Annotated in this window: 14 protein-coding genes; 8 read left to right on the top strand and 6 right to left on the bottom strand. The window is 33.7% G+C overall.

From position 1 onward, the window contains the following. Positions 1-158: 158 nt before the first annotated feature. The 6 genes from ffh (at position 159) to ACQY44_RS15520 (ending at position 6,879) form a co-directional block, all read left to right on the top strand. Positions 159-1,511, top strand: a complete 1,353-nt coding sequence (gene ffh, locus ACQY44_RS15545; protein ID WP_428231249.1) for a signal recognition particle protein — start codon at positions 159-161, stop codon at positions 1,509-1,511. Positions 1,512-1,635: 124 nt separating this feature from the next. Beyond that, on the top strand, positions 1,636-2,520 hold the full coding sequence (locus ACQY44_RS15540; protein ID WP_428231248.1) for a bifunctional 5,10-methylenetetrahydrofolate dehydrogenase/5,10-methenyltetrahydrofolate cyclohydrolase: 885 nt from the start codon (positions 1,636-1,638) through the stop codon (positions 2,518-2,520). 788 nt (positions 2,521-3,308) lie between these two features. Beyond that, complete coding sequence (locus ACQY44_RS15535; protein ID WP_428231247.1) at positions 3,309-3,923, top strand: hypothetical protein; 615 nt, start codon at positions 3,309-3,311, stop codon at positions 3,921-3,923. A 9-nt stretch (positions 3,924-3,932) separates the two neighbouring features. Then, a complete protein-coding gene (locus ACQY44_RS15530) occupies positions 3,933-4,223 on the top strand; it encodes a winged helix-turn-helix domain-containing protein (protein ID WP_055093284.1) in 291 nt (96 codons plus the stop codon). A gap of 137 nt (positions 4,224-4,360) precedes the next feature. Next, on the top strand, positions 4,361-5,743 hold the full coding sequence (locus ACQY44_RS15525; protein WP_428231246.1) for a DUF4153 domain-containing protein: 1,383 nt from the start codon (positions 4,361-4,363) through the stop codon (positions 5,741-5,743). A 185-nt stretch (positions 5,744-5,928) separates the two neighbouring features. Further along, positions 5,929-6,879, top strand: a complete 951-nt coding sequence (locus ACQY44_RS15520) for a magnesium transporter CorA family protein (RefSeq protein ID WP_428231245.1) — start codon at positions 5,929-5,931, stop codon at positions 6,877-6,879. Between the two features lie 74 nt (positions 6,880-6,953). Here the strand turns inward: ACQY44_RS15520 and rluF are convergent, their stop codons facing one another. The 3 genes from rluF to ACQY44_RS15505 form a co-directional block, all read right to left on the bottom strand. After that, a complete protein-coding gene (gene rluF / locus ACQY44_RS15515) occupies positions 6,954-7,805 on the bottom strand; it encodes a 23S rRNA pseudouridine(2604) synthase RluF (RefSeq protein ID WP_428231244.1) in 852 nt (283 codons plus the stop codon). Between the two features lie 134 nt (positions 7,806-7,939). Further along, complete coding sequence (locus ACQY44_RS15510) at positions 7,940-8,287, bottom strand: antibiotic biosynthesis monooxygenase family protein (protein ID WP_428231243.1); 348 nt, start codon at positions 8,285-8,287, stop codon at positions 7,940-7,942. Between the two features lie 14 nt (positions 8,288-8,301). Continuing rightward, entirely contained in the window at positions 8,302-9,453 is a 1,152-nt protein-coding gene (locus ACQY44_RS15505; protein ID WP_428231242.1) for a cytochrome P450, read from the bottom strand. A 73-nt stretch (positions 9,454-9,526) separates the two neighbouring features. Here ACQY44_RS15505 and ACQY44_RS15500 point away from each other — a divergent pair, with 73 nt between their 5' ends. After that, positions 9,527-10,207, top strand: coding sequence for an ArsR/SmtB family transcription factor (locus ACQY44_RS15500; protein WP_428231241.1), 681 nt, complete (start codon positions 9,527-9,529; stop codon positions 10,205-10,207). Between the two features lie 77 nt (positions 10,208-10,284). Here ACQY44_RS15500 and ACQY44_RS15495 read toward each other — a convergent pair whose 3' ends face one another. The 3 genes from ACQY44_RS15495 to ACQY44_RS15485 all read right to left on the bottom strand — a co-directional run bounded on the left by ACQY44_RS15495 (position 10,285) and on the right by ACQY44_RS15485 (position 13,258). Next, complete coding sequence (locus ACQY44_RS15495; RefSeq protein WP_428231240.1) at positions 10,285-11,133, bottom strand: alpha/beta fold hydrolase; 849 nt, start codon at positions 11,131-11,133, stop codon at positions 10,285-10,287. 247 nt (positions 11,134-11,380) lie between these two features. Further along, a complete protein-coding gene (locus ACQY44_RS15490) occupies positions 11,381-12,160 on the bottom strand; it encodes a zinc ribbon domain-containing protein (RefSeq protein WP_072964878.1) in 780 nt (259 codons plus the stop codon). 3 nt (positions 12,161-12,163) lie between these two features. Then, on the bottom strand, positions 12,164-13,258 hold the full coding sequence (locus tag ACQY44_RS15485; RefSeq protein WP_428231239.1) for a Nif3-like dinuclear metal center hexameric protein: 1,095 nt from the start codon (positions 13,256-13,258) through the stop codon (positions 12,164-12,166). A gap of 130 nt (positions 13,259-13,388) precedes the next feature. On the opposite strand from ACQY44_RS15485, the gene lpxK reads away from it, so the two are divergent. Continuing rightward, positions 13,389-14,411: a tetraacyldisaccharide 4'-kinase gene (gene lpxK, locus ACQY44_RS15480; RefSeq protein ID WP_428231238.1), complete on the top strand. Its 1,023-nt coding sequence runs from the start codon at positions 13,389-13,391 to the stop codon at positions 14,409-14,411. Position 14,412 lies beyond the last annotated feature (1 nt).

Raw genomic sequence — 14,412 nt, 5'->3', positions numbered from 1 at the left:
AAGAATATAAAAACTTTGCGTTTTCGCGACTTTTTGAGCAAAAAGACCTTGCGATCTTTGCGTAAAACCTTGCGAACTTCGCGGTTAAATGCAGTTAAATAAAAATTGCCTGAAATATCTAATTAGATTATCTTTGCACTTCAAATAAAGAAAAAATTATGTTTGATAATTTAAGTGATAAGTTAGATAAAGCCTTCCATATATTAAAAGGGCACGGTAAAATTACAGAAGTAAACGTTGCCGATACCTTAAAAGAAGTTCGTCGTGCCTTATTAGATGCCGATGTTAACTTTAAAATTGCTAAAGATTTTACAACTAAAGTAAAAGAAAAAGCAATAGGTCAGGACGTTTTAACAACACTTCAGCCAGGACAATTATTGGTGAAGTTGGTAAAAGACGAACTAACAGAATTAATGGGTGGCGATGTTGCGGGAATTAATCTTTCCGGAACACCAAGCGTTATTTTAATGTCAGGACTTCAGGGTTCTGGTAAAACGACTTTCTCAGGAAAATTAGCCAACTTTTTAAAAACTAAGAAAAATAAAAAACCACTTCTTGTAGCGTGTGATATTTACCGTCCTGCGGCGATTAATCAGTTGCATGTTGTTGGGGATCAAATAGGGGTTGAGGTATACTCAGAGCCTGATAATAAAAATCCTGTAGAGATTGCTCAAAATGCAATCAAACATGCAAAAGCAAACGGTTTTAATGTTGTTATTGTCGATACGGCCGGTCGTCTGGCAGTAGACAAAGAAATGATGGATGAGATCGCCCGTGTTCATAAAGCAATTCAGCCACAGGAAACTTTGTTTGTTGTTGATGCAATGACAGGACAAGATGCTGTAAATACAGCAAAAGCCTTCAACGATATTTTGAACTTTGATGGGGTTATCTTAACCAAATTAGATGGAGATACTCGTGGAGGAGCTGCAATTTCGATTAAATCGGTTGTAAACAAACCAATCAAATTTGTAGGTACAGGTGAGAAGATGGAAGCAATTGATGTTTTCTATCCGGATCGTATGGCTGAGCGTATCTTAGGTATGGGAGACGTTGTATCACTTGTAGAAAGAGCGCAAGAACAATTTGACGAAGAAGAAGCCAGAAAACTTCAAAAGAAAATCGCTAAAAACGAATTCGGTTTTGATGATTTCTTAACACAAATTCAGCAAGTAAAGAAAATGGGTAATATGAAGGACCTGGTTGGGATGATACCGGGAGCTTCAAAAGCCATGAAAGATGTAGAAATAGAAGATGATGCTTTTAAGCATATCGAAGCCATCATTCACTCGATGACACCAATCGAAAGAAGCAAACCTGCCATAATCGACGTAAAAAGGAAAGCCAGAATCGCTAAAGGTTCCGGAACCAAAGTCGAGCAAGTAAATCAGTTAATGAAGCAATTCGACCAAATGAGCAAAATGATGAAGATGATGCAGGGGCCGGGCGGAAAAAACCTGATGAAAATGATGGGAGGCATGAAAGGAATGCCAGGCGGAATGCCGAGATAAAAAAGAATAAAAGTTTCAAGTTTCAGGTTTCAAGGTATTGAGACTGAAATTTGAAACTTTTTTCAATAAATATGCGTTTCACTTTTAACGTGAAACCTGAAACTTTAAACTTGAAACAAAAACAATGCAACTACTAGACGGTAAAAAAACAGCTGAAGACATTAAAAACGAAATTGCAGCCGAAGTTCAATCGATAAAAGATGCCGGAGGAAAAGTACCTCATTTGGCAGCTGTAATCGTTGGTACAAACGGGGCAAGTTTAACTTACGTAGGGAGTAAAGTAAAATCTTGCCAGCAAATTGGCTTCGATTCCACTTTAGTAAGTTTACCGGAAGATATTACCGAAGATGAATTGTTAGCTAAAATTAAAGAACTAAACGAAGATGATAATCTTGATGGTTATATTGTTCAGTTGCCTTTACCAAAGCATATTGACGAACAAAAAATCTTACTGGCAATCGACCCTGATAAAGATGTAGACGGATTTCATCCAACAAATTTTGGAAGAATGGCGCTTGAAATGGAAAGTTTTATTCCGGCAACACCATTTGGAATTATGGAATTGTTAGAGCGTTATAAAGTAGAAACTGCAGGAAAACACACCGTTGTAATTGGAAGAAGTCATATTGTTGGGCGACCAATGAGTATCTTAATGAGCCGTAAAGGAAATCCTGGAGATTCAACAGTAACTTTAACCCACAGCCGCACTAAAAACTTAGCCGAATTCACTAAAAATGCTGATATTATTATCACCGCTTTAGGAGTTCCTGAATTCTTAAAAGGAGATATGGTTAAAGACGGAGTAGTAATAATTGACGTTGGAATCACAAGAGTTGATGATGCATCAAATCCAAAAGGATACGTTATCAAAGGTGACGTTGATTTTGACGGTGTAAGCAAAAAGGCCTCTTTTATCACGCCAGTTCCTGGTGGAGTAGGACCAATGACAATTGCAATGTTGCTTAAAAATACACTTTTAGCAAGAAAAATGAGAAGCGCGAAAAAATAATTTTTGCAATCTAATAATAAACAAAGCCTATTCAATCGAGTAGGCTTTGTTGTTTTGATATACTTTGGGCGTGACCGTATCCCGACAAGAGGGCAAGCTTACTTTGCGGTTATTTGCCCTCTTGTCGGGATACGGTCGGGCTATCCGCGCTACTTCGGTAGTCAGCTCCTATCCCTCACGCAACTAAACCGCCAAAAATAGATGTAGTCCCTACGGGACAAAAACAATATCGATAATTTTTTCTACCAACATTTAATCTCTACGAGATAGACTCAATTAGGAAGTTATATATAGAAAAAAAATATCAGCAAAATTCAAATTAAATTACCCGTTAATAATAAGGAACTCCGCTAGGAGTTACATATTGGTAGAGTATATAGCCAACCCGTAAAAATATCCCGTAGGGATTACACATTTTTAGGTTTCTAAAACCTTGTAGGTTTGTATTGTTAATTAATGAAGTGTAGTCCCTACGGGACAAAAATGTTATTGATAATTATTTTTTACCAAGATGTAATCTCTCCGTGATACTTCGTTAGGAGTTAAAGGTTGGTAGAAAAATGACGTATCGCAAAATAAATTATTTATCAGCAAAAATACTCCGTTAGGAGTTACAGGTCGGTAGCTAAAATATAGATTACGAACCCACAAAATATCCCGTAGGAATTAAACATTTTTAGATAATACACATCTATTTAAATGCATCCAAAAAAATCAAAAAAAAAATCAACATTGATACTTGTCAATTCAAAATAAAATATAACTTTGCAATACAAAGTACTTTATTTATGAGTCAGAAGCACCAAGAAGATTTAGCACACATTCGTTCCATGATGGAACGCTCTTCAAGATTTATATCCTTAAGCGGACTTTCAGGAGTTTTTGCAGGTCTTTCGGCACTGATTGGAGGATTGTACGTGTATCAACTATTCAAAGCAAACGGAATTGAATATTTTAGCGGAGAACAAATTATTATCCCTTATAGTTTAGTAACTCAATTGTTTTTTACTGGTTTAGTTATTTTGACATTTGCTTTTGTGTTTGGACTTACTTTTACTATCAGAAAAAGTCGAAAATACGATTTACCTGTCTGGACATCGGCTACAAAAAACATGCTTTTCAATTTAGCTGTTCCGCTATTGGCCGGAGGTATATTTTGTCTGGCACTTTTACACCACGGAATATATGGTTTTATTGCACCAACGACTTTAATTTTTTATGGATTAGCACTTATAAACGCTGAGAAATATACGTTTTCAGATATTAAATACTTAGGTTTCTGTGAGTTATTTTTAGGATTTATTTCTCTTTTTTATATCGGATATGGTTTAGTTTTTTGGATCATTGGTTTTGGTATTTTGCATATCTTGTACGGATTAATAATGTTCAAAAAATACAAATAAATCCACGCAATGGGAATCATTGATAAACTAAATAAAGATTTTGAAAGCCGTGTCAGATTGGGTATTATGTCCGTTCTGATGGTCAATGAATGGGTTGATTTTACCGAGATGAAAAATCTCCTTAATATCACCGATGGTAATTTAGCCAGTCATTCTTCAGCGCTCGAAAAATCAGAATACATCGAAGTTAAAAAAGAGTTTGTGGGTAAAAAGCCTAAAACCTCTTACCAAGTGACTCCCAGAGGACGTGCGGCCTTTAAAGAACACCTTTCTTACCTTGAAAAATTAATGAAATCGTAATAACTCTATTTTTTTATCTAAATACTTTGAAATGCAAAGTACTTTTAAAATTAAAATCATGAAATCGCCATTAAAAAATAAAACCTATAAAAAAAGGCGATAACATATTTGACCTCTAATAAATAAAATCGACAAATATGAAAAAACATCAAATTATCCTAGCTTGCAGTATACTATTTATACTGCTTTTTTACAACGAGTCAATAGGAGTGAACCTCGCTATTTTTGGACTATTATTGACAGGTTCAATCTGTTATTTCTTTCAGGACCGGTTTACAGACAGGTCCCATTTGATCCTGGTTATTACCTCGGTTTTGTCTTGTCTGGCTTTTGCCTGGTACGGAGATTTTGTTTCTTTCTTGGCTTTGGCACTGTCAATTCTCTTTTTTCAGTTTAATACTCAGGAATCGAAACTTAAAATAATACAAGTATTTCCTCTTGTATTTTTAAATGCATTTGCTTCGATAGGTCGTATTTTTATATTCAGTCAATGGCTTCCGGAACGAAAAATTCATAATAATTTTGCCAAGAAGTTGGTGGCTTATTTCCTTATTCCGGCAATTTTTATAATCATCTTTTTTACAGCCTATTCTTTCGGAAGTACTCATTTCTCTTCTTTATTGACTGATTATACTTTAGATGTCGATATTGTTGAAGTTGTTTTAATTGGAGTTGTAGGGTTTTATATTTCATTCAGTTTCTGGAATTACTGGGTGCCGCAAGTTTGTTATGAAAAAAATGAATTGTTAGACAATGATTTTAAGAATATCGCCGAAATTAAAAATCAGAATACATTTTCGTTTTTAGATATTGATTTCGAAAGAAAAAGTGGTGAGATCACTTTAGTATTACTGAATTTTATGCTTTTGGTTTTTATTATAACCTACAATTATGAGCAGTTTTTTGAAGTCATAGAAAAATCAAACTTAAGTGCCGATACCCATGAAAGAGTCAATTCTGTAATCTTTTCTATCATCATGGCGGTTGGAGTCATTATGTTCTATTTTAAGGGCGGATTTAATTTTGATAAAAAAGCAACTAACCTTAAAAAACTGGCTAAAATCTGGATTGTCTTAAATGGACTTTTAATCGTTAGCACCATCATTAAAAATTCAGAATATATTTCAGTTTTCGGATTAACGTATAAACGTTTGGGAGTTTATGCTTTTTTAATCTTATCTATTATAGGTTTAGTTTTTGTTTTTCTAAAAATTACAAAACAAAAAACGAATGCTTATCTGGCAAATCAAATGGTCTGGTATTTTTACGGAACGGTTTTATTATGCAGTTTTGTAAACTGGGGAAATCTAATTACGATTTATAATATTTCGGTCAACAAATGTGTTGAACCAATGTTTTTAAGTGATTTGAATTTTAATGATGAAGCCCGAAGAGCATATTTTTCAAAACTTCATTTAAATGGACAATCAATTGAAATTAGAAAAGAAGAAGAAATTGATGAATATCAGAACAAAACATTTTTATCAAAAGCATTGTATTATGAGTTTCTGAAAAAATAATAATTAAAAAACCGTCTTGCTTTAATTGTTTAGATGGTTTTTTTAATATTTAATTATGGCTTTAAAGTTTTGGGTTTTAAAAATAAAGGATACTTTTGCAGCACTTTAAAAAAAACTTCTCCAATGGACGATTATTATTCGTTAGTATTTAATTAAATAGCTTTTTGAAATCATCTCAAAATGCTATGATAAAACCCTGCAATTTTGAAATGAAAGCCTTTTACAATAACAACAACGGATTAATCGAGACAAAAGAATGGACTCCAAATTCCTGGATCAGTATTGAATCTCCTTCAGAAACAGAAAAAAAATATTTACTTGAAGAACTTCAGATTCCTGAAGCCTTTTATAATGATATTGAAGATATCGATGAAAGACCCCGTGTAGAGATGGAGGATGGCTGGACACTTATAATCATGCGTGTTCCTATAAAAAGCAATGATATAAAACTCCCTTTTCAGACTATTCCGCTTGGTGTAATTTTTAAGGATGATATCTGTGTTACAATCACTTTTTACAGAACAGAAATCATACATGATTTTATGTTGTATTCACGACGTAAAAATATTGAAGTTAAAGATAATTTTGACTGGGTTTTGAGATTGCTCTTGTCATCGAGTGTTTGGTATTTGAAATATCTGAAACAAATTAATCAAAAGATAAAATTAGCAGAAGACAATTTAGAGAAATCGATTAAAAATGAAGAATTGCAGGCGCTTTTACAGATAGAGAAATGTCTGGTGTTTTTTATTACTTCTTTAAAAGCAAACCATGTTTTGTTTCATAGAATTAAAAATTTAAAAGCCCACAGGGAGTATTTTGATCCGGATTTGTTAGAAGATGTTGATATCGAATTAGGTCAGGCACAGGACACGGCCAATATTTATAGTAATATTTTGACCGGCATGATGGATGCTTATGCTTCTGTAATTTCCAATAATATGAATAATATAATGAAGCAAATGACTTCGATTTCTATTATTTTGATGATTCCTACTTTGATTGCGAGTTTGTACGGAATGAATGTTCCAAATGGATTAGAAGAAAGTAGATTTGGTTTTTGGATTCTTCTTTTTGTATCCGTTATCTTATCTTCTTTTGGTGCGTTTCTGTTTAAAAGAAGAAGATGGTTTTGATACAATACTATTTTCAGGTTCGGATATAAAAATACCCTTTCGTTTTTGCGAAAGGGTATTTTTATAAGATCAATTTAGTAGTCTCCTTTTTTCTTAAATCTCGGATCATCCTTTGATATAAAATCTGTTCGTCGTTTCGGAACATCGTCTTTCGAGAGAAAATCGGTTCTTCGTCTTGGGGCTTCAGGTTTTGGTAAACTTGCTTCTTCCGTTTTGCTGGAGGGTTCAATCAAATGATTTAACTCTTTAATTTCATCATCAGTCAAATCACGATAACGCCCAACCGGAATATCAAGTGAAATATTGATAATTCGGATACGTTTAAGCGCCGTTACGTCATAACCTAAATATTCGGTCATTCTGCGAATTTGGCGGTTTAAGCCCTGTGTTAAAATGATTTTAAACGTATATTGGCTAATCTGCTCTACTTTACATTTTCGGGTGACCGTATCTAAAATCGGAACACCATTTCCCATACGTTGTATAAAACGTTCGGTAATAGGTTTGTTTACCGTTACAGTATATTCTTTTTCGTGATTATTTCTCGCGCGTAAAATCTTGTTGACGATGTCACCATCATTGGTCATAAAAATTAATCCTTCACTGGCTTTGTCCAATCGTCCAATTGGGAAAATACGTTTTGGATAATTGATATAATCCACAATATTATTTCGAACCTCTAAATTCGTGGTACATTCAATTCCAACTGGTTTATTAAAAGCCAAATACACCAGTTTTTCATGTTTCTCCACAATCAGTTTTCCGTCAATACGTATTTCATCGTCAGGCGAAACTTTGGTTCCCATTTCCGGCACAACACCATTTATTGTTACGCGTCCTTCTTCAATAAGTTTATCAGCTTCACGACGTGAACAATATCCTGTTTCACCAATAAATTTATTCAGACGTTTTAAATTCTCTTCCATACTGCAAAAGTAAGCAAAATTTAGACTTCTTAGATTTTAGATGATTAGATCTTTAGATTGTTGGATGATTCGATTTCTAAAAACTCTCCACATAAAAAAACTTTGTACCTCTGAACCTCTGCAACTTTGAACCTTTATTTATTATGAAAGTTAGAGCTATCCTCCGGAGTTTCTTTTCGTTCAAACATTCCGTAATCACGAACAACATTCGCGATCCTTAAATGATAATCTTTAAAAACTTCATTTCGTCCTTTTGCCTGTGCATGCCTGTGCATTTCAAGATTTCTCCATTGCTGGATACTTTCTTCGTCTTTCCAGAAAGACAATGACAAGACTTTATCAGGATTACTAAAACTCTGAAAACGTTCGATCGATATAAATCCATCGATAAGGTCTAATTCAGGTCGCAGACTTGCAGCGATATTGAGATATTCTTCTTTTTTTCCTTCGTTGGGAATCACTTCAAAAATTACGGCTATCATATTTTGTTTTTAAATTATTGTATTGCAATCCAGATATTTTTAGGTAATCTGGCATTGATCATAGGTTCGTATTGAATGTTGTTTTCTAAAAGCGCAATTGTTTTATATTGATCGAATAAAAAACATAATACTTCAGTCGCCAAATGAATTGAAAAATGTTTTGCCAGGCACATATGTCCACCAATCCCAAAAGTTAGATTTTCGTCATTATTGTTTCTTTCAAAATCAAAAATAGGAGGATTTTCGAACTTTTCAGCATCACGATTTGCCGAAGCAAGTACAATTAATATCAGGTCATTTTTTTTAATTAGCCTTTCACCGATAGTAATATCTTTATTTGCAATTCGTCTCGTATTATGAATGGGCGGATCAAATCTTAAAGTTTCGATCACCGATTTTTCTATTGCTGTTTTGTTCGAAAAGGTTTTATAATGGAGAATTTGTAATAATGAATTACTCAAAATTCCTCTTCCGGCATCATAACTCTGAATAAATAATCCGATTAAATTACTATTAGCTATTTTTTTAATTTCGTCAAGAGAAAGAACCTCTAATTCGGATATTTTATTTAATAAAGGTTTATAGAAATCTAATAACAAAAGTTGTTTTTCGACGATAGGAAATATTCTCTCAGAAACATCATTGATTAATTTTACCTCTTCTTCACTTTTTATTGGAAGCATTATTTTGACCAAAGTTTCGATTTTACTTACTATAAAAGCACAATCATTTGCTGCAAAACCAAAACTCTTTAAAACAACCAAAAGCGGTAATTTTTTGCAAACCGAATTTACCCAATCAATTTCATTTTCGATTAAATCGTCTTTTATCAATTGATAGAGGATTCTATTAATGTCGACGGATTTCAAGTTTGAAAACAACAAATGGGCAACTTCCCGATTTATTGTATGTTGAACCCCATTTGACAATCGAACCAAATTATTTAGGATGTCTAAAGCATTTCTGTTTAGTTTCTGTTGGTTATCCGGATTTATAACAGGAATAAAAGCATCAGGGTTTTTTAGAATTTCAGTACAATATTGATAAGAGTAAATGGCCCAGATTTTATTCTCGTTATCCCGGTAAATCGGGTTTTTGTCCAACATCTCTTTGTATACTGAATAAGGATCATAAATGTCAGACTGAAGGAATAAAGTAGCGTTCATTTCGATTGTTTTTAACAAAGTTATTTAACTTTACAAAAGAATACTTCATTCTATATTTAACTATGAAAGTCTAATGGAAGATCAATTTATAAAAGCGGCAGGATTAATTGGAGACGCTACACGCGCTGCAATTATGTGGACATTGTTAGACGGCAGGGCATTTACCGCTACAGAACTTTCAGTTGCTGTCAATACATCTCCTCAAAATATGAGTATGCATTTGGCTAAACTTCTTGAGGCTAATTTGCTTTGTGTCGAAAAGCAAGGCCGACATAAATATTATAAATTTTCTAATAAAGAAGTTGCCTACGTTGTTGAAGCAATGGCCAATCTTATTCCGAAACCGGAGATTTCTTCAAAAAAGAAAACTGAAAATTATCCTCCCGTAAAATATTGCAGAACCTGCTACGATCATTTAGCAGGAAAAATAGGTGTGGCTTTAGCCGATAGCTTGTTGGAACAAAATATAATAATAGCAAAGGATAATATTTTTGAAATTAGCCCCGAAGGAGAAAAATGGTTCTCAGATTTTGGAATTAATCTGGAAGAAGTCCAAAAACAAAAACGAATATTTTTAAAACCTTGCCTGGACTGGAGCGAAAGGCGATATCATATCGCAGGTTCAGTAGGAACTTTGTTATTGAATAAAATGCTCGAGCAAGACTGGATCAGAAGAACCAAAGATTCAAGAGCAATAGTAATTACGGGAAAAGGTGAAAAAGAAATATTTAAGAATTTTAAAATTGTAGTATAGTTGTTTGTTAAAGGTAAAAAGGTTTAAATTTCAGTTTAAACCTCTGTCCCTTTGAGACTTTGCAACTTTGTCCCTTATTAGGCAAACAAAAACTCAATTACTTTTTCATACAATTCATCATCATGCATGCCGTGACCTAAACCTTTCGTTTCTACAAACTGACTGTTTTTCCAGTTACTTGCAATTTTTTTACCTTCTTCAAAAGCAACAATCTTATCTGAAGTATCGTGCGCAATAAAACCGGCAACATTAAATTGAGAGGCAAATTTTTGTCCGGAGAAATCCCCAATTTTAAAGTTGAAACGATTTATGAATTTGTCTTCAAGAAGCGAAAACATTCTCGTATTTAGACTCAACATGGCAATGTAATTGTCGATCAAAGTTTTTAAATCTGACGGTGCTCCAAGAATCACCATTTTGTTAATGCTGGTATTTGGAAATAAGTATTGATGATAAACACAGGCTGCCCCACCTATAGAATGCCCGATAATAATTGTAGGCTGGTACTTTTCGACTGCTTTGTTGATGAATTCAGCATAAAGCGGAATATTAAACTCTTTACCGCTGCTTTGTCCGTGAGCCGGAGCATCAATAGCAATAATAGTGCTTCCCGATTTTTGAAGATGGGGTAAGGTTTTCTTCCAGCGAGAAGCATTACTTTCCCATCCGTGCACAAGCAGGATTTTGGTTTCATTGCCTTGCCAGATATAGGTCTGAAAGTGATGTTCGTTGTGATGAAACGTTTCCGTTTCGGTATTTTTTAATATTTTGGGTAAGCTTTCTTTTTGTAATCTTCCAATGCGCGGTTGACTAAAAAGGGCATAAGAAAGTTCGACAGCTTTTTGCGGACGCACATAACTCAAAATGTTAATATATGATCCTACCGATTTTAATGTAATAAAACGGATTCCTTTTTTAATTCCCAAAACTTAAATTTTTTATAAAGATAAAAAATGTTTTGCCACAGATTAAAATGATTTTACTAATCTGTATTTTTTCGCCACGTCTCTAATGATAACGAACAGGCGAAGCAATTTTACGAATTAGCAGGAATTAATTAGTGTGAATTCGTGAAATTCGTGGCGAAATTTTTCACTAATTTGTTAAAATCATTTTAATCTGTCGCAAGAAATTAAGTGCAAAAAAAAGTCCCGATAAAATCGGGACAGTTATTTAGAATTTTGAGAACAATTGTTCCATTTTTTCTTTTTCTTCTTCAGCTAATGCGCTGTCAACTAAAATTCTTCCAGAGTGCTCATCAGTAATGATTTTCTTTCTAGAAGCAATTTCTACCTGAGTTTGAGGCGGAATAGTGAAAAATGATCCTGCAGATGCACCTCTTTCGATAGATACAACAGCTAAACCATTACGAACACTAGTTCTGATTCGAGTATAAGCAGCTAATAATCTTTCTTCAATCTGAGCAGAAAACTCAGCTGATTTCTCAGACAAGAAGATTTCTTCTTTTTGAGTTTCAGCCATAATAGCATCCAATTCAGATTTTTTATGTTTTAAGTGCGAACTTTTAGCGTCAAGTTTTTCTTTTAAATTAGAAGTAACTTCTTTTTTATGTTCGATAGAAGCTTTCATTTCTTTGATTTGCTTTTCAGCCAATTGAATTTCTAATTCCTGAAATTCAACCTCTTTAGTCAAAGAATTAAATTCTCTGTTATTACGAACGGATTCTTGTTGTTTTGTGTATTTTTTGATAACCTCTTTGTGCTCATCAATCGCGTTTTTCTTCGATTTGATAAGATCTTCAATAACCTCAAGTTCACTTTTCAGTTTCTCTGAACGCGTGCTTAAACCTGCAACTTCATCTTCAAGATCTTCCACTTCTAAAGGAAGTTCACCTCTCACGTTTCTGATTTCGTCAATTCTAGAGTCAATAAGCTGTAAATCGTATATTGCTCTTAACTTGTCCTCAACACTTAATTCTTTCGTATTCGCCATATTCTATAAGTACTTAACTGGATTTGTATTTTCTTCTGATAAAATGATGGCAAAATTAAGGATTTTTTTTCGAAGATAATCAACAATATAGTTTTTTGTATAGCGTTCGCTCTCAAAATGACCAATATCGGCTAAAAGTAGACGGTTTTCTGCTTCGTAAAACTGATGGTATTTTAAATCGGCAGTCAAAAAAGCGTCGGCTCCGGCATGGATTGCATTTTTTATGGCAAAGCTTCCGGATCCTCCCAAAACCGCAACTTTCTTGATTTTTTTTCCTAAAAAGGAAGAATGGCGAATTCCATCGGCAATCATTTTATCTTTAACGAAGTATAGAAAATCTTTTTCATCCATTTCAGTTTCAAATTCACCAATCATTCCTAAACCGATGTTTGGATGTGAATTCTGAAGACTATAAACTTCATAAGCGACTTCTTCATATATATGGTGGGCAAAAAGTGCTTTTAGAATTTTTGATTGTAAATGTTTTTCAAAAACTACTTCAATCTTTATTTCGGTTCCGGTATGTAATTTTCCTCGTTCTCCAATTACAGGATTGCTGTCTTCATTTCCCTGAAAAGTAAAAAAGCCTTCAGTATTAAAACTGCAGTTGTCGTAATTTCCAATGGTTCCAGCACCTGCGTGAAACAGGGCATTTCTAACTTTTTCTGAATTATCAGGAGTGGTATATGTAACTAATTTTTGAATGAAATTTTGTTTTGGAATTAAAGCCTTAGTATTCGTTAATCCTAAAGCGTCGCAAAATATTTTATTAACCCCAGCCGAATGATTGTCAAGGGCAGTGTGAACGGCATAAATCGCTATATCATTTTTAATAGCTTTCAGGATCGCACGCTCGACATAATTCTTGCCTGTAATTTTTTTAATTCCGGAGAATAGAATCGGGTGAAAACAAATTACCAGATTGCAATTTTTAGCAATAGCTTCTTCGATTACATTTTCTAAAGCATCGTGACACACTAAAACTCCAGTACTTTCAGTTTCGGCATCGCCAACTAAAAGTCCAACATTGTCAAAATCTTCGGCGTAAGCTAAAGGTGCCATTTCTTCGAGAACCTTTAATATTTCTTTTATTTTCATTTTTTCATTTTTTGTTTCAAGTTTCAGGTTTTATTTGTTTCAGGTTTATGTTGCCGGGAAAAAACTTGAAACTTAAAACCTGAAACGAATTCATAAAACAAATTAACGAAAAAAATTATACTTTCGTAAAATGAACTTACTTCGAAAAATACTGTTCCCATTCGCCATTTTATACGGATTGATCACAAGTATAAGAAATTTTTTCTTTGATAAAGGAATTCTCAAATCAACCTCTTTTGATATTCCGGTTATCGCTGTAGGAAACTTAAGCGTTGGCGGAACGGGAAAAACTCCTCAAATAGAATATCTGATTCGGTTATTATCGGATAAATATAGAATTGCAACTTTAAGCCGTGGCTATAAGCGAAAGTCAGAAGGTTTTGTTTTAGCCAGTTCAACTTCAAATGCAGAAATTCTGGGCGACGAACCTTTTCAGTTTTATCAAAAATTCCCCAATATTCAGGTGGCAGTTGATGCCAACAGAAGAAACGGAATTACACAATTGCTTTCGCATAACGAAAAACCACAAGTTGTTTTACTGGACGATGCTTACCAACACCGAAAAGTTAAGGCCGGATTCTATATTTTGTTAAGTTCTTACGATGATTTGTATGCCGATGATTGTATGTTGCCTACCGGAAATCTTCGCGAAAGCAGAAGTGGGGCTAATAGAGCTAATGTTGTAATTGTAACCAAATGTCCAAAAGATTTGTCAGATGCAGCACAAGAAGAAATTCGCCAGAAATTAAAACTGACTTGTTCGCAACAAATCTATTTTACTTTTATAGATTATGATGATTTTATCTATGGTAAAGAGGCAAAAATTGCTGTGAATGAAATTAAAAATGAATCGAAATTACTTTTGGCCGGAATTGCAAAACCAACACCGTTTTTTGATTATTTAAAGAATGAAAAAGACGAATGCCTGACTTTTCCGGATCACCATCACTTTTCGGATTCAGATTTAGACTTGATTCAGGATAAAGCAAAAAATAAAAAAATTATTACGACAGAAAAAGATTATGTACGCTTGAAACATTCACAATTGGTTTCGCAATTGTACTATTTGCCTATAAAAAGTACTTTTATCAATCACCAACAAAATTTTGATGCGACAATTTTAGAGTATGTCAAATTGAACTTAGAATCTTAGT

This window comes from Flavobacterium sp. (assembly GCF_965277525.1).
Taxonomy (GTDB): domain Bacteria; phylum Bacteroidota; class Bacteroidia; order Flavobacteriales; family Flavobacteriaceae; genus Flavobacterium.
The sequence above is the reverse complement of the archived record's forward strand: the minus strand, read 5'-3'. Positions and strand labels throughout refer to the sequence as shown.